The 18,280-nt window shown below is 60.9% G+C and carries 15 protein-coding genes and 1 pseudogene; 9 read left to right on the plus strand and 7 right to left on the minus strand.

Translation table 11 applies throughout. The features are described 5' to 3' along the window. Positions 1–17 precede the first annotated feature (17 nt). The 6 genes from ACVMIM_RS12955 to rlxS all read left to right on the plus strand — a co-directional run bounded on the left by ACVMIM_RS12955 (position 18) and on the right by rlxS (position 6,428). A complete protein-coding gene (locus ACVMIM_RS12955) occupies positions 18–1,748 on the plus strand; it encodes a ParB/RepB/Spo0J family partition protein (protein ID WP_476112345.1) in 1,731 nt (576 codons plus the stop codon). A gap of 538 nt (positions 1,749–2,286) precedes the next feature. After that, positions 2,287–2,610, plus strand: coding sequence for a DUF736 domain-containing protein (locus tag ACVMIM_RS12960; RefSeq protein WP_040980015.1), 324 nt, complete (start codon positions 2,287–2,289; stop codon positions 2,608–2,610). Between the two features lie 159 nt (positions 2,611–2,769). Next, positions 2,770–3,015 carry a helix-turn-helix transcriptional regulator gene (locus ACVMIM_RS12965; protein ID WP_040980017.1) on the plus strand — a complete coding sequence of 82 codons (246 nt, stop codon included), beginning with the start codon at positions 2,770–2,772 and terminating at the stop codon, positions 3,013–3,015. Further along, positions 3,012–3,560 (plus strand): S26 family signal peptidase, encoded by a 549-nt coding sequence (locus tag ACVMIM_RS12970; protein ID WP_040980019.1) that lies wholly within the window; start codon positions 3,012–3,014, stop codon positions 3,558–3,560. The genes ACVMIM_RS12965 and ACVMIM_RS12970 overlap by 4 nt, the downstream gene beginning before the upstream one ends. Continuing rightward, positions 3,548–4,231 carry a lytic transglycosylase domain-containing protein gene (locus ACVMIM_RS12975; protein ID WP_040980021.1) on the plus strand — a complete coding sequence of 228 codons (684 nt, stop codon included), beginning with the start codon at positions 3,548–3,550 and terminating at the stop codon, positions 4,229–4,231. The genes ACVMIM_RS12970 and ACVMIM_RS12975 overlap by 13 nt, the downstream gene beginning before the upstream one ends. 229 nt (positions 4,232–4,460) lie before the next feature. Beyond that, complete coding sequence (gene rlxS / locus ACVMIM_RS12980; RefSeq protein ID WP_040980023.1) at positions 4,461–6,428, plus strand: relaxase/mobilization nuclease RlxS; 1,968 nt, start codon at positions 4,461–4,463, stop codon at positions 6,426–6,428. A gap of 67 nt (positions 6,429–6,495) precedes the next feature. On the opposite strand, the gene ACVMIM_RS12985 is transcribed toward rlxS, so the two are convergent. Genes ACVMIM_RS12985 through ACVMIM_RS13000 form a run of 4 tightly spaced genes read right to left on the minus strand, consistent with a single transcriptional unit; the run spans position 6,496 to position 9,450 of the window. Next, a complete protein-coding gene (locus ACVMIM_RS12985) occupies positions 6,496–8,055 on the minus strand; it encodes an E2 ligase fold family C protein (protein WP_040980025.1) in 1,560 nt (519 codons plus the stop codon). A 3-nt stretch (positions 8,056–8,058) separates the two neighbouring features. Then, on the minus strand, positions 8,059–8,547 hold the full coding sequence (locus ACVMIM_RS12990; RefSeq protein WP_040980027.1) for a Mov34/MPN/PAD-1 family protein: 489 nt from the start codon (positions 8,545–8,547) through the stop codon (positions 8,059–8,061). Beyond that, the gene (locus ACVMIM_RS12995) at positions 8,544–9,161 is read right to left on the minus strand and encodes a putative metal-binding protein (RefSeq protein WP_040980029.1); all 618 of its coding nucleotides are present in this window, start codon (positions 9,159–9,161) and stop codon (positions 8,544–8,546) included. Before ACVMIM_RS12995 ends, ACVMIM_RS12990 begins: the two co-directional genes overlap by 4 nt. After that, positions 9,154–9,450: a DUF2604 domain-containing protein gene (locus tag ACVMIM_RS13000; protein WP_040980031.1), complete on the minus strand. Its 297-nt coding sequence runs from the start codon at positions 9,448–9,450 to the stop codon at positions 9,154–9,156. Before ACVMIM_RS13000 ends, ACVMIM_RS12995 begins: the two co-directional genes overlap by 8 nt. A gap of 669 nt (positions 9,451–10,119) precedes the next feature. On the opposite strand from ACVMIM_RS13000, the pseudogene ACVMIM_RS13005 reads away from it, so the two are divergent. Beyond that, a pseudogene (locus tag ACVMIM_RS13005) lies at positions 10,120–10,899 on the plus strand (DUF1403 family protein); the annotation flags it as partial. 34 nt (positions 10,900–10,933) lie between these two features. On the opposite strand, the gene ACVMIM_RS13010 reads toward ACVMIM_RS13005, so the two are convergent. From ACVMIM_RS13010 to ACVMIM_RS13020, 3 genes are all read right to left on the minus strand, one after another. After that, positions 10,934–11,476, minus strand: a complete 543-nt coding sequence (locus ACVMIM_RS13010; RefSeq protein ID WP_052457612.1) for a hypothetical protein — start codon at positions 11,474–11,476, stop codon at positions 10,934–10,936. A gap of 144 nt (positions 11,477–11,620) precedes the next feature. Further along, positions 11,621–13,144, minus strand: a complete 1,524-nt coding sequence (locus ACVMIM_RS13015) for a hypothetical protein (protein WP_476112349.1) — start codon at positions 13,142–13,144, stop codon at positions 11,621–11,623. 2 nt (positions 13,145–13,146) lie between these two features. Beyond that, complete coding sequence (locus ACVMIM_RS13020; RefSeq protein ID WP_040980037.1) at positions 13,147–13,479, minus strand: hypothetical protein; 333 nt, start codon at positions 13,477–13,479, stop codon at positions 13,147–13,149. Between the two features lie 402 nt (positions 13,480–13,881). Here ACVMIM_RS13020 and ACVMIM_RS13025 point away from each other — a divergent pair, with 402 nt between their 5' ends. Together ACVMIM_RS13025 and ACVMIM_RS13030 are read left to right on the plus strand one after the other, a co-directional pair. Beyond that, positions 13,882–16,644, plus strand: coding sequence for a P-loop NTPase fold protein (locus ACVMIM_RS13025; RefSeq protein ID WP_476112351.1), 2,763 nt, complete (start codon positions 13,882–13,884; stop codon positions 16,642–16,644). Between the two features lie 705 nt (positions 16,645–17,349). Further along, on the plus strand, positions 17,350–18,162 hold the full coding sequence (locus ACVMIM_RS13030) for a hypothetical protein (protein ID WP_476112353.1): 813 nt from the start codon (positions 17,350–17,352) through the stop codon (positions 18,160–18,162). The last annotated feature ends 118 nt before the right edge of the window (positions 18,163–18,280 follow it).

The raw sequence follows: 18,280 nt of genomic DNA on the forward strand, positions 1-18,280 counted from the left end.
ACAAAGGAGAAAGACCCATGCAGCTTGCCCATGTTTCCATCGACCAGTTGAGCGTTTCGGCCATCAACATGCGTCATTCAAAGCGCGCGCCAGACATATCCGACATCCTGCCCTCGGTCAGGGCGCGCGGCGTGCTCGTGCCGCTTCTGATCCGGCCCAATGGCACGCCGGACAGCTTCGAAATCGTCGCCGGGCGGCGGCGCTATTTCGCAGCCAAAACGGTCGCCGACGAGCGCGGCGAGGCCGAACCGCTGCCCTGCGCCATCATGGAAGAAGGGGACGACGCCGATGCGCTGGAGGCTTCGCTCATCGAGAACATCGCCCGCCTCGACCCTGATGAAGTGGCACAGTGGGAGACCTTTGCGCGCCTGATCAAGGAGGGGAGGGGCATCGCCGACATTGCCGCCACCTTCGGCCTCACCGAGCCTCAGGTGAAGCGCATTCTGGCGCTCGGCGACCTGCTGCCAAAGATACGCGAAGCCTATCGCCGCGAGGAGATCGACACCGAAACAGTGCGCCATCTCACCATGGCTTCCAAGGCGCAGCAGAAGGAGTGGCTGGCGCTCTTTTGCGATCCCGAGCAACGTGCCCCGCGCGGCTGGCAATTGAAGCAATGGCTGTTCGGCGGTCAGTCGATTTCGACCAAGGTGGCGCTGTTTCCAATCGAGGACTATGGCGGCCTGATCGTGACTGACCTGTTCGGCGAGGACAGCTATTTCGCCGACGCCGACCTGTTCTGGCAAAAGCAGAACGAGGCCATCGCAGCCAAGCGTGACACCTATATCGAAGCCGGCTGGCCCGAGGTGGTCGCGCTCGAACCGGGCCAGTATTTCCATTCGTGGGACTACGAAAAGACGCCGAAGAAGAAGGGCGGCAAGGTGATCATCACCGTCTCGCAGCGCGGCGAGGTGGAATGTCATGAGGGCTATCTGTCGCGCAAGGAAGCGCGCCGCGTCCGCGCAGAAGGCGAGTTTGGTGAGGAAGCCGAACCGCGTGCCAAACCGTCGCGTCCCGAGTTGAGCGGGCCGATGCAGAACTATGTCGATCTGCACCGTCACGCCGCCGTGCGCACCGCCTTGCTCGATCATCCGGGCGTCGCGCTGCGCCTGATGGTGGCGCACGCCGTTGTCGGCTCGAGCCTGTGGACGGTACGTCCCGAGCCGCAGCGCGCGGCCAACGAAACGGTGGCCGCCAGCATCGCCGCTTGCAAGGCCGAAGCGGCGTTTGCCGAGAAGCAGCGCGAGGTTCTGACCCTGCTCGGTTCTGTCGATGAGGACGGCCCCGTGACCGGTGGCAATGGCGACGAGTTTGCGCTGGCCAGCGTCTTTGCCCGACTGCTGGCACTCCCTAACGACGATGTCCTACGCGTTCTGGCGCTGGTCATGGCCGAGACGCTTTGCACCGGCAGCGCGATTGTCGAAGCGCTCGGCAATCATCTTGGCCTCGACATGCGCGGCCATTGGCAGGCCGACGATGCCTTCTTCGAGCTGTTGCGCGACAGGCAAGTCGCCACCGAAATCCTCGCCGATGTCGGCGGCAGGCTCGTCGCCGATGGCAATTCTTCGGAGAAGGTGAAGACGCAAAAGAATATCATTCGCGACTTCCTTTGCGGCGAAAACGGCAGGCAAAAAGTCGACGGCTGGCTGCCGCGCTGGATGGCATTCCCGGTGTCGAGCTACACGAACCGTGGCGGGTTCCGCACCGCCGATCAGTGGGCGAAGGTCCAGACGCTGTTCGTGTCAGAATGATCCTCGCATGGCGGACGGCGACGTTTTCTGGCGTCGCCGCTCGCGCGCCAACCGGGCAGCATTTGCCGCTCGGCAAAGTCTCCTGTAGAGCGCAGCGCCGGTCCGGTTTCAGCCGCGCGCACCGGGCGACGGAATTTCGAAAACACCCGGCCCGGTGGTGGCAATCTGGCGCTTTTTGCTTGGCACGATAGCGCTGGCGCGGCGCCGGAGCGTGCGCAACCTCTCCTCGGCCAACGTCGGCCTGGCTGCCGCGACCCGCGTCTTCGCGACATCTCCTTTTGCTTGTGCGAGCACCATTCCCCTGCCGCTGGCTTGATGACCTATGGGCGGATCCGGTCCGCCCGAAACCCTCGGCCAGCAGCTTTTTTCCCCGCCGCCTGCGGCGGCTCCTCGCGCCCGCTTCGCTTCAAAAAAGCTGCCCGCTCGGGTCCTCCGCTGCCGCTGCGGCCCTGCGGGTTCAGCCGGCCCAGACGCGCCCATCACGGTCCGCCATCGCAGGGGAATGGTCCCCGGCGACAAGCAAAAAGGAGACTTTCAAATGACCGCGATCGGATACGTTACCAAGCAGGACAATGGCAGCTACAAGGGCCAGCTCAAGACGCTCAGCGTCCGCGCCGACATCGCCATCGTGCCCAACCAGTCAAAGAGCGCCGACACCCATCCCGACTTTAGGGTGCTCACGCAAGGCGTCGAGGTCGGTGCCGGCTGGATCAGGATCGGCGAGGCATCCGGCAAGGACTATGTGAGCCTGTCGATCGCAGCACCGGAGTTCGGCCCGAGAAAACTCTACGCCAATCTCGGCCGCGCCGCCGGCCAGGATGACGACGACACCTTCGCCATCATCTGGAACCCGGCCGACTGAGGCAACAGGCCCCCGCGCCACCGGCGCGGGGGCTCTTTCAGCCGAACTCAGCCAGCCCGCAGCGGCGGCGAAAACTCGCCATTGACTCTTCGCCCGTCCCGCAAGCGCTCTCGCTCGCCGATCCTCGCCGCAGTCTCCAATCGGCAAACGAGGATCATCATGGACGACGAAAACGAACGCGCCGCCCGCGCCAAGAAGGGCAGTCCGTTCCTCAACACCGCGCAGGCCGCTTTCTATGTCGGGCTCTCTCAGCGCACGCTCGAAAAGATGCGGCTCAAGGGCGGCGGCCCGCAATTTCGCAAGCACGGCCGCTTCGTGCGCTACCACATCGACGAGCTCGACGCCTGGTCGAAAGGCCAGCCGAGGGGCTCCGACGCCGATGACAATCGCGGAGGCCGGTCATGATCGCGCGGCCTTCTCTTCATCTGATCGGCAGCCGTTTGCGGCGCGTTCGCGCGCGCAAGACGCTTGCCGCGGCAAGCATCGGTCTTGGCCTGATCGGCTTAACCGCTTTCGTCAAGCCGACGCCCGTCCTGGTCTGGAATGCCTCGGCCAGCGCGCCAATCGGGCTCTATGGCCTTGGCCTTGGTACCGCTCGCGCCGGTGATTTCGTGCTTGTCCGCTTGCCCAAAATGGCCGCTCACCTCGCCGACCAACGCGGCTATCTGCCTCGCAACGTGCCGCTGGTGAAGCGCATCGCAGCACTGCCGCATGAGCATGTCTGCGCCTTCAATGACGCCATCATCATCGGCGGCGAGATCGTGACACGCCGCCTTCCGGTCGACACGCAAGGCCGAACCTTGCCTTGGTGGAACGAATGCCGGGCACTCACCGGCGACGAAGTTTTCCTTATCAATGGCGAGGCTCCCGGCTCCTTCGACAGCCGGTATTTCGGGCCGGTGCCGGCCGCCAATATCGTTGGGAGGCTCGTGCCGCTATGGACCGAGTGACCCTCCTGATTTTGGGCATGGTGTCGATTGCGCCATGCGCCTGTTCCGCCGCGACCGGCGCTGAGCCGGCCGTCATCTCCCAAAGTCCGCAGCTGGCAAGATGGCAAGAGTTCGTAGCCGAGGCAAGCCGGCGCTTCAGTGTTCCTCAAGGCTGGATTTATGCCGTCATGGACGCCGAAAGCCGGGGGCAGACCATGCTCAACGATCGGCCGATCACTTCACGAGCCGGCGCGATTGGGCTGATGCAGGTGATGCCCGACACCTATGAGGAACTGCACGTCGAGCATGATCTCGGAGCCGATCCGCACGATCCGCGCGACAATATTCTGGCCGGTACAGCCTATCTGCGCGCCATGTATGATCGCTTCGGCTTTCCTGGGCTGTTCGCAGCCTACAACGCCGGGCCGGATCGATATGAGGCGCATCTGGAACGCGGGAAGCCGCTGCCGAGAGAGACAGTTTTGTATCTGAAACAGCTTAAGGCGGCTGGTGTTTCGGCGGCCGACATGGATCAGTTCAAGCGCAAATCTCGACCGCCAAAAGCGCCTAAAATCTCCTTAGGGCGCGAATTGTTTTTCCTAAGGGATGGCGTTTCGGCGGCCGGTTCGAGTGGCGCAGTTCTGGTGCCGCTCGGGTCTCAGCCAGGGTCAGCGCGGCCGGCCGGCAGATGAGGGGAGGCGTGACGATCAGCCCGAGCGCGGGGCGAGGGGCTGGGGGCTGGGGCTGGCGGCTGAGTTGAGGGCTGAGGGCTGAGTTGAGGGAAGGCAAGATAAAGACACCGCCTCCACGAGGCGGCGAAGTCTTTGTCTGCACATCGTTTTTCCTGGAGGTTGCCTTCAGAAGCAGGAGAGCGAATCTATGCAAGTAGTTGATTTTGCTGGAGTTCTGTAGGAGGCTTCCGTGCAGGATGAAGACTTCAGGCCCAAGCTCGGCAAGATTGGGTCGCGCGGCTCGAAGGCGGGCAAACGCTTCGTGGGCCAGGTCCGGGCAGCAATCAACAGAGCCGGGGGCAGGCCGAAGCGCGGCGCAAGCTTCACGGGAAGCCGGGTTGGGCGCGGTGGGGCTGCCGCAGCGCTGCTCAAGTCACGCGACCGATATGCTGCCTTCCGGCGACGTCGTGTGATCGTCAAGGCACGGGTTGTGAAGCTCGCCGGCAAGGCCGCGGACGGAGCGCGTGCGCATCTGCGCTATCTCCAGCGCGACGGCGTCACCCGCGAAGGCGAGCCTGGCGAGCTTTACGGTGCCGAGAGCGACGGCGTCGACGGCAAGGCCTTCGTCGATCGTGCAGACGGCGACCGGCATCAGTTCCGCTTCATCGTCGCACCTGAGGACGGTATCGAGTATGACGATCTCAAGCCGCTGACCCGGCGCCTGATGGCGCAGATGGAAGAAGACCTCGGCACGAAGCTCGATTGGGTGGCCGTCGATCATTTCAACACTGGCCATCCGCATACGCACGTCATCATCCGCGGCAAGGACGACCGCGGCGAGAATCTCGTCATCGCGCGCGAGTACATTTCCTCTGGTTTGCGAGAGCGCGCGGCGGAGCTGGTGAGCCTCGATCTTGGTCCCCGTACAGACCGCGAAATCGAGCAGCGCCTGCGTCAGGAAATGGAGCAAGAATGCTTCACCAGCATCGACCGGCAACTGCTACGAATGCGCGACGACGATAAGCTTGTCTCGCCGGACAGTCGCAATGCGTTTCGCCAGACGGTGCAGCAGGGGCGCCTGCGCAAGCTCGAGCGGATGGGTTTGGCTGAGGAGGCCGGCTCCGACCGCTGGCGGCTGAACGATCAGCTTGAAGCGACGCTGCGCCGGTTAGGCGAGCGCGGCGACATCATCAAGACCATGCATCGCGAACTGACCAGTAAGGGAATTGCGCGCAGTGCCGCCGACTATATTGTGTACGATGCGGGACAGAATGCCGAGCCTGTGGTCGGCCGCGTGGTCGCGCGCGGGTTGGCAGACGAAATCCAAGACCGGCATTACCTCATCGTCGATGGTTTGGACGGCAAAAGCCATTACATCGATATCGGGAAAGGCGAGGCAACCGAACCGACGCCCGATGGCAGTATCGTGCGGGTCACGCCGCGGAACACCGAGCCCAGACGGGTCGACCGTACGATCGCGGACATCGCTGCAGCGAATGGCGGGCGCTACAATGTCGATATCCATCTGAGGCAGGACCCTTCCGCCACCGAACGCTTTGCGGAGACGCATGTCCGGCGGCTGGAAGCGATCCGGCGAGCCGCCGGCGGCTTGGAGCGCCAGCCGGATGGCACCTGGACGATCGACCCGGACCATCTCGATCGTGTTGCGGAATACGAGCGCGATCGCGCGAAGGCGGAGCCAGTCCTGGTCGATAAGCTCTCATCACTGCCGCTGGAGAAGCAAGTCAGTTTTGACGGTGCCACCTGGATTGATCAGGAGCTAGGTTCCGATGCGCCTGAGACACTGCGCAAATCCGGCTTTGGCCGTGACGTGCATGAGGCGCAGGCTCGCCGGAGGCAATGGCTGATTGCGCAGGGTTTAGCGCACGAAGAGCAGGACCGAATTGTCTATCGCGCCAATCTGATATCGATCCTGCGCCAGCGCGAGCTGAACCGCGTTGCCGGTCGGCTTTCGAGCGAGCTCGGGCTCTCCTATTTTGAAGCAAAGCCTGGAGATCGACTGGAGGGCACGCTTCGACGCTCAGTCGAGCTCTCGGGCGGAAAATATGCTGTAATCGAAAAATCGCGCGAGTTCACGCTGGTGCCGTGGCGGCCGGTGCTCGATCGTCACGTCGGCAAGGAGGTTTCCGGGGTTGTGCAGCGCGAGGGCATCTCCTGGAGGGTCGGTCGGCAAAGAAGCGGACTTAGCGTTTCGTAATGGCGCCCCGCATTGTCATTTTTCGGTGGCAGCTTGGAGCACCCCGGCTGGGAAGACGTCAGATTGCTCAGGCGGCAGACACCTTGCTCGGCTGTTCCACGGTGTTGCCGTATTTCCGCCTATACGCGCCAATGAAATCCTCATCACTACAGATGCAGCGACCGCTGGAATCTTTGGCCTTCGGATCATGCAAGTGGGATCCAAGCGGACGCAGAAGATTCAGGCGCGTGCTCGTCGTTGGGCTAGCGGGAAGACCTGAACTGTGTTTGACCAGCTCCGCGGCGAGCATGATGCCGGCGAGCGCTGACTGAAATGCCATCGGAACCACGGTTCGAACGAGACGACTTCCGCCGCTTAGCTGGAACACCACACCGCCACAGATTGCCTGCTGGTAGAAGGAACGGAGCGGTTGGCCAACGAACCGAGCGAGAGGCTCGAACGGCACGCCCATGGCTGTTGCCACCCGAGCTACAAAGTCGTGTGGGACTGCAGCGTTGGTCTGGAGAAGCGTTTTTACCTGGTCATGTGCTTCCAGCATCCCGAGTTCTTCGGCGAACAGTTGGTGCTCGTCCTTGGATCTTCCTGTTGGCAGGTACATGCAGCAAAGGCAAGCCCGGCCATCATCAAAACCATGGCGCGACACCCCTAGATCATGCTCCTGTGTCCAGGCATTTGCGATCCAACGGGGGAGAGTCCCTTGTACAGCGAGGCGGTCAGCGGCGGTGTCGAGTGCGACACCAACGCGCTCGAAGCGCCAATCACCTCGATGCGCAACATAGTCAGCCCATCGCAGCGGGTGCGCCTCAACCTTGAGAGCGGTCGATCCAAGCGCATTCATCGCGAATTCGGTCTTGAGCATCCCCACATCCGACTGACCGGCCAACACGTAGCGCTGGAGGTTTGAGAGTTCGATGGACTCGTGGTCGATCACATGCAGGCGGCCGGAAAGACCGGATTGCCTTGCTAACGTCCAAAGCGAGCCATGGCCGATCGCGCCGAGCCCCACGAGATGGGTTTCGCCCAGGTCGACAGGAAATTCAATCGGGCTTGGATCGCCTGATTTTCTTCTGCTGTAGGTGAATAACGAGAGATCGATGTACTCGTCCAACTCGGCGCCGGTCAGCTGCAAGCCGAAGACGGTTCGAAAGACGTTCGCGGCGGCAAAGCAGCTTGCGGCGCCCGCTCCATAGGGCAGCGAACTCGAGCCGGAGCCCACGGGGCCCGTACGTGAGAGCTTTGCCGCCCAACCCTCCGATCCCATAAAGAAGGTCGGGCACCCAAGTGATGGACGCATTGCGCCTGCAACCACACAGATCGTGGCAGACTTGCCGGAACGCCGGATGCCAATTTTTGGATTGATCGACTTTGCCAGGCGCTCGAGGGCTTGGGCTTGAGTGCTCGCCGCGTCATCAAGGGGGAGTATTGCCAGAATCGGATACAGTCGAGCAAGCAACCTCACCGTGAGATCAAGCGTCGCCCGGCCTTCGGCACACGAGACGGCATTGTCGTCGAAGGCCACAGCCACGACTTGCTTTTCGAGCGCTGTCTTGAAGTCGCCTAGATGAAAGTCGGTCAGGACCTGAGATGCTGCCGTGGCCGCGCGGTCAATGAAGTTTGCGAGGGCCATTATTCAGCTCGTAATCGTGATCATGCTCGTCAGGGCCGCGGATGGCACCTCGATCCACGTGGCCTTTCCATCAAGTCGATAGGCGGCGATCCGAGCAAGATCGAAGGGCTCGCGGGCGAAATTCGGCACCACCAGTGACAGACACCCAACCGTGGTGGCGACCGCGTATGCGTCGTCGGTTGTGGAATGGTAGGCTCGGCCCGGATGGCTATGTATCTGCGCGACGAGTTTCAACCCGCTCTTGTAGAGCCAGACATTGAGCCGATGGAGTTCTTCGGGCGGAATCATGACGCAGACACCGTCGTCCGTCCGAATGTGACGTTGCGCCGGGATCACGGCTTCTGTTATCTCAAAGTGCTGCCCTTGCTGAACGCCTACCCATAGGCCCATTCCCTCATGACCTTGGCGGCCTACCGAGCGCATATGCGCCTGCACCTTCGACACGCAGTCTTGCGGCAGAGTGACTGTTACTACCTCTTTCAATGCAGTCATTCCGGAATCGCCTGAAGTGAGACGACCATCGGTCCGACTACGGGTTGAAGCTGAATCTGAAGCTGATCCACCGGGCCGGTCCCATACTTGATGATTTTGTCCAGGATGAAGGCCAAAGAGCCTTCGCCAGAACCGCGATGGAGAAGCCATGAATCACCTGAATGAGCCGGGTTGTCGTGGTATTCCCGAATTCCGGCCATGCACAGAAATGGCGGGTCGTCGGGACTATTGGACTGGATGAAGTCCGTAAGCGGCACAGCGTTCTGCTGGATCAGTGTGGCGATCATCTCCGGAGGAGTTCCAGGAAGCGGAGGACGTCTCAGCATCCTGAGCTGTAGATCCTTGCGGGCAATTGGCTGAAGCGTGAAGGGATCGACGAAAACCAGGGACGGAGGTCTCAAGTCGTAATTGGAGAAGTCGATCTCGACGGCTGCACCGATCACCCGGGGCTTCAGCTTCGGCGTTGCAAAGATGAAGAATGCGGACGGGAATGTCGCCTCAGTCAGGAAGCACCCTTGCGCCCGGTAGAACCTTGCCTGTGCCCGGAACCTGTCGATCTCTCGGTCGAATTTTGCCCGGGAGACCTCAGGGTCCACGTACTGGGTTTCAGCCACCGGCTACCCCCGCCTTCAGACTGAGGAACAGGGTCACGGAAGTCCCGAAACCGAACTCGCCAACTTTCTTCCCGACGTCCAGCAAGGTGCCGGACTCGTCCTTAAGCTCCCAATTTTCCGGTGGTTGGGCAACGTTTTGTGTATTTTCAAGGGCTTTTGCGAGAACGACGTGAAGTGGCTGATTAGGATTGGCCTCTATCAGCGTGGGCTGACCGTTCACCACGACCGTGATCTCAATCTTCCCCGGGCCGCCGCCGTGATTTTCGTCCTTGCCGGAACTGTTCGACATTGTAGCACTCCTGTGGCTTGCCAACGAAGGCCCCAGGGCGCTAGTTGCCGACCCGGTAGGGAACGGACTGGCGGTCTTCAATCGCCCACTCGGTGCCACAGCCCGAGAGTACGCAAAGACAGAGGCAGGCTACCGATTCGGTACGCCTCCTTCTTATGCAGGAGTCGACTGGCAAGTAAACGATCAAAACTGCTCTTCACAACAAAAACAGCTTCAAGCATTGTGTAAATATTGGCGTCATGCCAATTGCGGGGACATGACGAGGCCGCGAAAAAAAGCCTAGCTGGGGCCACGCAGCCATTCTACGTCGCGATCGGTGCAGCCCTTGCTAGCGCCTGCCATTGACCTCGGCACCCGAAGATAGCTTTCTTGAGGAGCGCGCGCCGTCTTTGATGAGGTCCGAGCAAGCCGGGTATCTCGGATCGGAGACGCTGCCGGATTTCCATATCGCGATTGGCCTCCCGGAGGCGATTGCGGTGACGGCGAGCGACGGCTTACCGATCGCAAAACTGGACCGATGCCGCGGTCGCGGGTGCCTCGCAGAGCAAATTGCGGAAGTTTAAGCGACTGATATGGCAATATTATCATTCGTTTTATCGCGCCGACAAGCTGTGCGTTTTGGTGTGAAAATCATCGTCAAAAGCGCACTGCCACCTTACCATCAAAATCATGATTCGCCTGGACCCCGCGACCGCCAGTCCCGCTGCGCCGTCCACCGTTCCGGGCTGGGCGCCCGCGGCCGGTGGTGCGCTCGGCGACGCCGACGCCGCCTTCCGGGCCGGCGCCGCCTTGGGCGCGCTCGACACGCTCACTCGGGCGCAGCCTGCCTGCCTCGGCGCCTGGCGCGAGCGCCTGGCGCTCAAATGCGCCGCCGCCAGCATGCGGCTCGCCGGCCGCGCCGAGGACGAGGCCGCCTTGCGCGACGCCTGGCAGCTTTGCCCGGCCGGCGCCGATCCCGGTCCCGCAGGCGCCATTTTTGGCGCCTGGCGCCAGCTGGCGCTGCAGCCGCCGGCGGTCAGCGCCGATCGGCTGGCAAAAGTGGCCGAGATGCTCGGGCTCGCCTGGGATGATGATGCTCTCGCCGAACTCTGCAGGCACATCGAAAATCTGGTGGAGGGGCAGACGCCGGCGCCGTTTGCTGCGGCGGCGATCGCCGCCCACGTCGTCGCCACGCGCCCCGACGCCGAACTGTTCGCCTGGTGGCTCGCCGACCTGGTGCTGGCGCAAGGCCTGCGCTGGCCGCGACCGCTGCCGCTCCTGATGGCCCAGGCTTTTAGCCCGGCTTTTCGCACGGCGGCCGGCGCCAGCCGGCGAACAAAGCCGGGAGAAGAAAACTTTGAGCGCGCGGTCTGCCTGGCGCTGGTTCAGGCGGCGGCGGAGACCTGCCGGCTGGCCGCCGATCTGTCGCGCCGGGCTGAAAAGCTTCTGGCGGGGGCGCCGAAGCTGCGCGCGAAAGGCGCGGGCGACGCGATTTTTTTGCTGCTCAATGAAGATGCCGTCGCCGGTCGCATTCGCCACCCCCGTGCTTGCGCACAAGCGATGCGAACCGCTTCATGCAGTAGGTGTGAAGACGGTCGAGCCCCGCTTGCGGTTTTTTCGCGTCGAGGTCACGGCGGATCGCCGCAATCAGTTCGTCGAGTGTCTGACTGGGTTCGAACGCCTCGAAAGCTGATGAATCGATGTGGTCGCTCGCACCTTCAAATATTCCGACAACGGCAAAGTAATTGTCTCTTACGCCGACGCTCGGCCACGACAAGGACTCGCGATACTCCCACAAATCGCGCAGCGCCTTCGCAACTACGGCCACCGGCGCCCTTTCGATGAACGAGCGCAGTCGCTTCGCCTTCGAAGTACCCCTGCCATCAAAGAGGTTCGAGATCGAGGTGTCGATACCCAGCGCTTCGAAGAAGAAATCGGAGAAGGTTCGGTCGCTGAAATCAAGGAGATACCCGGCATCCGTACCGAGCGCCTTTTCAAAAGGGTCGCGTAGGGGTCTAGGGATTAACTGCTCATAGGTGCGTGACATTATAGACGATGCTCTAGACGGGGTTTGGAACCGACGGCAAGACCTGGTGCGACAGTGTGAAAGTCCGCTAGGCGTGACAGCTAAAGGCCGGTCGATTTCGCGCGCGAAGCGGCCTGCTTTCCATAGCAACGCGCATCGTAAGCACTATCGCAGCATTGCCTCGAAACCAGCCATCCAGTCGGGATTGATCGCCATCCTGAAGACTTGCGACCTCGTCGAGCGTAAGAACTCCACGAAAGCAGAGTCGCTGCCGTTTCGCAGAACGCTGGCGCGGGTAAAATGATGTTTCGGACGTGTTTCGGTTGCCGCCAGTTCGGCCATATCCTGGAGCGCGTGCGCAAAGCCCAGCAACACTGGGTCCGGCTCGCCTTCAGCGCCGCCCCAGTCGAAATGTTCTTCCGCGCGGAAATAGGCTTCGCCGAAGCCTCTGTGCGCTTCGGCAACGATGAGCCCGCCTGCCACCAGCGGCCCCAGCTTTTCGACACGCTCCGCTGCCGGGACGTGCTTGCCAAGAGATCCGGCTAGACCCACTTCGATGCCGCCACGCGCAGCGACGGCTGATCGCAATGAGTATTGTTCCAGCTTCCCTTCGCTCCCGAGGATTTCGTAATTTCTAAGTACCGCGGGATCGAGGCTTCTCCAGAAGGCACGAATCGACTTCGGAACCGAAACCTCGCCCTCGCGAACGCCGCGCACTAATCGCACCAGCATCATGTGACGGGCAAAGAGAAAGGGCCCTTCATGGGCGATCGCTGCACGTTTCATGCCGCGCGGAAGACGTGGGAGGAGTCGGCGCAACATCATCAGCATCTCGGTATATTCAAGTGCCATAAAAAGGACCCGGAACACCGTATCCGCCGAAATATGGGTTTCGATCGCAGCGTGGCTTGCTGCGAGCAGGCCAAATCCATCAGCCTGAAGCTCACCGGTCAGCCGCTCTATCATTGCGTGCATCCGCAGCCCCATCTTGGTTCCAAGCGTGGCGACGCCGTTAGGCTGGCCGAAGTCGTCGAACTTCTGGAGTGTCTCAGGAAGAAGGAAGCGCTCGCGCGGCGGACCATCGCGACTACGATCGAAGCGGAGTTCTTGATATCGGTTGCCAATCCAGGCGAACAGCGTGAGGGATGATGCGTCCTCGGCCTGTTGCAAAATATGTGCGACCTCGTGGCCGGCGATGAAGCTGAGCAGCAACTGAGCTTGCAAGATTGCGACTAGTTGCTCATCGTAATATTTGGGCCTTGGGATGAACGTGCCCGCTCCTTGGTCCGCGCTGTAAGCGGCGAGGCGTGCATTAGCGCGCTCTGTCACGGCGGCGGCCAATACGAGATCGCCGTCGTCATAGAACGCTTCGGCTGCCCTGATAAGATATTCTACGTGTGAGATGATCGGCCGTTCGCCCCAGAAGCCTCGCAAAAGCAAAAGCTCGAGCGCATTGGCCTGCTCGATGTCGATAAAGGCGACATGGGAATCGCCGTAGCCCATCACGACGCTCGACCACTGCATAGTGCTGATGGGCACCAGAGCGAAATGATCGAGCATCCAGGGATAGTGGTTGGCAATGAATCCGCGCAGACGATGGAGCGCAGCACGATGAGCGGCGGCCACACTCCCCGCCGGCGTGCGGCCAAGCCGCTGTTTGATAATCCGCCAAGCCGGGCGGGGGATCATCGTTAGCCCTTGTCGCGCGTGTCGAGCAGCGCAAAGACCTCCTTTACCTGCGATGGCTTGAGATTCTTGAAGCGGATCTTTTCGCCATCTTTCTCATATTCGAATTCACCACGAGACGTAATCAGATAAGCAAGCGATGCAGTCACAAGAGGCACTAGAACTGGCTCCAGATCCACGACCCATTGGACAAGGTTGGCACCATCGAAGTTGCCGACTTCGATGGGTTCACCAAGATCATGTTCTAGATCGAGCGCGTCGGCGAGCCTGAGCTCCTTCCAGAGCTGCTGATATTCTCGGGCATGGTCGGCGGGCATGCTGATCGAAATGGTCGCCATGGCATCCTCCTTGGTTGTGTTGGCCGTGGTTGGATTAGATGCGCGCGACAGTCAATCTTCACGTGCGTCGATCAACAGGGAAACCAGCTGCATTTTGTTTCGGGCTGTGGCAATAGTCGATAACCAGTCGGTGGTGTTGGGCATTGGTGGGCCGGCCGGCCATTCGGCTCGGACATGTGGCGCGGTTAGTTCTAGATGTACCGCTCCATGACCGCGGTTGCGTCGTTTCCGTGCTTCGCGGTGTGCCGAGGTCGGCTCTCTTGGAAAGCAAGCAAAACTGCCGTCCTGATGACACTTCGTTGAAGTACTCGTCGCGGTGCAATTGCACGGGTACTGTCAAGACTATTCGATCATTGCTAAATTAACGCTACGGGGATGACCGCAGCGGGGGGGGGGGACGCGATGCCATCGGTGGCGGTAAACCAAGCTGATGCGGCGACCAGGGCCCTTGTCGAGCCGGTGTTGGGTTCCCTCTTTGCTCATGCGACGGGACTAGGCGAACTAAATCTGAGCCCGCTTTGCGCTCACGTTCTGCTCGAGTGTCTCAAATACCTGCCGCAGAAAGAGGCCGACCGCGACACGCTATCGACGTCGACCGTCTTTCTCATCACCTTACTGATGGCCCGGCGCCTGGCCACCTCGGGTCCGGCTGATGGGAACGACCCGCAGCGAGATGAGATGGACGCTCTCCGCCGTTGGGGCGCACTGGCGCTCAACAATTTTTCCAGTCAGTTGGATATCGCCGCAGCGGATTTCTTTGTGGCGATCCCCGAACCTGGGGTTGCGGAGTTTGGAGAAATTGCGGAGACAACCGCTGCCAAGGGTGTGCGGTTTGGTCCTGGGCTATTGCGAGCTATCGAGGCGGTCGCCGGCCTTCAAGAAATTGCGGTGACCGACCTCGTTCTGCGCAGCCTCGACGATCCGCAATCGGGCCTGTCCAGCAGAATCGCTGCGTGGCGCATGCTGGACCTGATCGAAGCGATGAAGCACATCGTGAAAACCAGGGCCGGCCGCGCACCGAAGATGGTCAGGGAGGCCACTGCAGACGAGTTGTCTCTCTTCGTCAAGGACTATGCAAAGGTGCTTGCGACGATCCTGCGCAGCGCCGAGGACGAATTTACCTTCGCACTATTCGGGCCTTGGGGTAGCGGAAAAACCACACTCACCAAATTGCTTGCGCCTCTGCTCGAGTTCCCGGGCGACTTTGGCCGGGCGACAGGGGCGGCAGGTCAGTCTTTCGCGAAACTGCGATATGAGGTGGCCTGCCACAATGCTTGGAAGTACAGGCAGCCGCCGGAAGCCTGGGTGTATCTCTACAAAACCCTGGTCGTGTGCGCTGGGGCCAATCTGGACGCCATTGGTCGACTGGCTCTGGCGGCGAGGGCATCACATTTTCGCCACGGACCTTGGCCGCTGGTTGGGGCGCTGCTGGCGCTGGCACTGGTAGCAATTCCCCTTGGTCAAACGTTCCAACTAGCCGCCATTCTGGGTTCGTTGGTGGGGACGAGCGCGCTCGTGCACCTGGCAGCGATTACGCCGCGGGTCCAATCGAAGGTCAGGGCGATCTTCGAGAAGAACGCGAAGCTAAGTGCTGGACCGGAGCGCCTGGGCATGCTGGCACTTGTCGGAGAGGACGTGAAAGCCCTTCTGTCGGCATGGACGAAGGAGCCACCAGCCATTCCTCCACGGGCTGACGCGCAGGGCGAATTTCCGCTGAAGACTCCGGCGAGACAGTCTACCCCAGCTGGTCGGCTCTGCCTGCCAGTTCTCGTCTTGGCGGCGGTGGCTGCTGGCTGGGCTTACGGATTGACTGCCCAGCTCCAGGAGCAGAAGGGCAGCTTTCTCGTGCGGGGCGTAGAGGCTATCGCCCGCATGCTGCCGGCCGAGGTTGGCGCAAAAGTGGACAAGGATGTCGAGCCGCGCGCATTGAAAACAAACGCAAACGACTGGTGTGGTGATCAGTGCGGGAACTGGATACTCTGGTCGTCATGGGTGGGGCTTGCACTTGCCATCGTCATAGGGCCATGGCTTCTCGCAGGGAGAGGTCCTGACCGGGTGCTGCTGGTCGTCGACGACCTGGATCGCTGCACTCCCGATGATATGCTCACCGTCATCGAGAATATGAAGCTGCTAGTGGACGACCCGGTTATCGGAAACAGGTTGCAGGTGCTGATGTTAGTCGACGAGCGTGTCTTGGCCCATGCGATTGGAAAGCGCTACCAGGACATGATTCTCGAGCGAGCAGGTGGCATTGTCGGTGTTACCAAAGAGAACGCCAAGCTACTTGCCCGGCAGGAAATCATCACCGAGCAGAACGAGAAGCTCTTCGCTTGCCACTTGCGTTTTCCCGCCCTGAGCGACCGCGACGTTGCCGACTTGGTCGTGAGTCTTTCTTCGCGCGAGCTCAACGAAATTAGAGAGCGTGAAAAGCGGGCGGCTCGAGCCCGGCTTGAACGGGCTCTGCGCGAAGCGGAGCAGGACGTTGAAAAAGCGAAAGCGGCTGAGAGCAGCGCGAAGGCGAGTGTAGATGCTGTCAGTGCGGGGGAAAGGCGAACGATGGTAGATGTCGACGCTCCGTCGGATAGGCCAGTGCCGCAGCACCTGCGGAAGCTGGGAATGGCGGATGCGGTCTTGCCCCCAACGGCGGAAGAGAAATCTGAGAGAATGCGTCAGAACGCAGCGGCAGAGGAGTTCAATAGAACGCAGGCCGCAGTCAAACCAGAGACGCGGCTCGCCCAGAATCCAGACGTCGTTAAGCGGCACGACCAGACCGTCGCAATCAGGAAGCAGATGGAGGAGCGCCTGGAGAGACTGAAGGGCGGCGTAGTGGCCACAGCCGAAACGGGCCAACAGCCCACTCGGCAACGTGTTGCCCCGTTTACCGATGCCGACATCCGGTTTACGCCCGAAGAAGTTGATGAGCTGGAGCGGCTGGTGCCCAGCTACTTCCGATCGATCGGGAGGCGGCCATCGCCGCGTGCCGTGCGCACGCTGATCTTCAAGATCCAGCTGTTCCGTCTGCTATTGCAGGTCCGTACGCCCTGGCGGCCGCTCGAGAGCTTCTCAATCGTGAGCATCCTGGACGCCTTCAAGCAGGCTGCGCAGGTGCCCCCGACGGCGACGCAAGACGAACAAACTCTCAGCTTTGCCAGTCAGGTGATCTAGTTCGCATTTGGGCAGTTTGGGGTCGGCAGAGCTATCCCGGCGAGGTCCGCAGGCGTCGCAAAACCGCGCGGCAAGCACAAAAATGCTGACTTTCACCCGTCCGACGACACATTACTCCTTGCTCCAGCCTTGCCATAAGTTGATCATGAGCTTCTAGCCGCCGGTCTCAAGTATGAGATGTTACTTATACATGGCGATACGTAATCATCTTGACAGACGCTCGTTCATACTAATACAGTTACATCAGATAAATCCTTTTAAGATGGCATCCGTGAAATCTCCATTCGTCCTCCGGCATGACTTTTTATGCCGTTCTCACGAAGTCATGGTCGAGCTGTTGCGGGCTGATGCATTGCGTTTGGTGAACCGATTCTGAAGTCGGCACCCGAACGCAGCCATGAACGTCGCGAATGACCGCATTGCCTGGATGCTTGAACAAAAGTCGATGGTCGGGACGTAGTGCGATCGGATCGGCCAGAGAACGAACAGGGCTGACGGGTTGATGGCAGCCTTATGCGGTCATGGTGACCTCACAGGGCAAGGTGGAGTCACAGCATTGACGCGTTTCCGTGGGCTGCCGTAGCTCGCTAGAACAAGAAATTTCTTATACCGGGTTTCGCTCTCCTGCGAAGCGTCGCAAACCCGGTCATCAAGATCGAATTCGGACCTGGATGCGGGGTGAGCATGAAACGAGGCCATAGGCCGGTGTATGACCTGATCGCGGCGATGCCGGTTGTCCTGACGGCGTGCTTTTTCGGGTTCAGCTTTCTTGCGCACCACGCGACCCAGGACTGCGAAATAGTTTTGCCGATCTTCTTGTGCGCCTACAAGGATCAGTTTGAGTTCGGGTGGTTCGATACCTACCAGACATTCATCGCTGCAATGCTCGCGCTGGCAGGCGCCGGCTGGAGCGTGGCGGCGATCAATCGCCAGATCCGCCAAGACTGGGAGTTCGAACACGAAAGCCGCGAGAGCAAGCGGGCGGCGGCGCGCTCTGTCCTCCCTTTAGCGTTAAGCGCAGTCAGCGAATATGCGGAGGAATGCGCCCACCTCCTAACGGACTTAATCGACAAATGTGTTGGCGGTGCACTCCCTACTGCAGCACGGCCCCCTGATTTGCCGGCGTTGCCCCTGGACGCCCTAGATGCCATCAAGGAGATGACCGAGTACGCACTCCCCTCGGAGCGCCAAGTGCTCGCAACCCTGGTAGCCAAGGTGCAGGTTCAGCGGGCTCGCCTGCTAGGCGTAACATCAGCACGGGCTGGGCGCGGCCCGACAATGATTCTTGACCTAAATCTCAATCGCTACCTTGCGGATTCGGCCGAAATCCACGTCCGCGCCGGAGCGTTGTTCTCATTTGCCCGGAATGCAGTTGCTGTCATTGGGCAGCATGACATCGGCGCCGACGAGATCGTCACCGCCCTCAAATTGACCACGAATTTCGACGACGACGACATGTCGTCGACCCTTAGAGGTGTCATTGAGACGGCGTATGGGCCGATTGGTGACCAAGGGTAGGCTCATCGTGCCCCCTGTCGGGCGGGCGCGGTTTTCAGTCAGCCGTTCTCGGGGTGATGTCATCGAGCAGCAGATGGATCCCTCATCAATGACCCACCGTCGGTCACGCTGTTCCGGC

The organism is Mesorhizobium sp. USDA 4413 (assembly GCF_056280365.1).

Bases quoted from the DNA above. Each gene is read 5' to 3' on its own strand.
- ACVMIM_RS12990 (WP_040980027.1), bottom strand. From the start codon at position 8,547: ATGACTGCATTGAAAGAGGTAGTAACAGTCACTCTGCCGCAAGACTGC.
- ACVMIM_RS13020 (WP_040980037.1), bottom strand. From the start codon at position 13,479: ATGGCGACCATTTCGATCAGCATGCCCGCCGACCATGCCCGAGAATAT.
- ACVMIM_RS13010 (WP_052457612.1), bottom strand. From the start codon at position 11,476: ATGTCACGCACCTATGAGCAGTTAATCCCTAGACCCCTACGCGACCCT.
- ACVMIM_RS12985 (WP_040980025.1), bottom strand. From the start codon at position 8,055: ATGGCCCTCGCAAACTTCATTGACCGCGCGGCCACGGCAGCATCTCAG.
- ACVMIM_RS13025 (WP_476112351.1), top strand. From the start codon at position 13,882: ATGCCATCGGTGGCGGTAAACCAAGCTGATGCGGCGACCAGGGCCCTT.
- ACVMIM_RS12965 (WP_040980017.1), top strand. From the start codon at position 2,770: ATGGACGACGAAAACGAACGCGCCGCCCGCGCCAAGAAGGGCAGTCCG.
- ACVMIM_RS12955 (WP_476112345.1), top strand. From the start codon at position 18: ATGCAGCTTGCCCATGTTTCCATCGACCAGTTGAGCGTTTCGGCCATC.
- ACVMIM_RS12975 (WP_040980021.1), top strand. From the start codon at position 3,548: ATGGACCGAGTGACCCTCCTGATTTTGGGCATGGTGTCGATTGCGCCA.
- ACVMIM_RS13015 (WP_476112349.1), bottom strand. From the start codon at position 13,144: ATGATCCCCCGCCCGGCTTGGCGGATTATCAAACAGCGGCTTGGCCGC.
- ACVMIM_RS12970 (WP_040980019.1), top strand. From the start codon at position 3,012: ATGATCGCGCGGCCTTCTCTTCATCTGATCGGCAGCCGTTTGCGGCGC.
- ACVMIM_RS12960 (WP_040980015.1), top strand. From the start codon at position 2,287: ATGACCGCGATCGGATACGTTACCAAGCAGGACAATGGCAGCTACAAG.
- ACVMIM_RS13000 (WP_040980031.1), bottom strand. From the start codon at position 9,450: ATGTCGAACAGTTCCGGCAAGGACGAAAATCACGGCGGCGGCCCGGGG.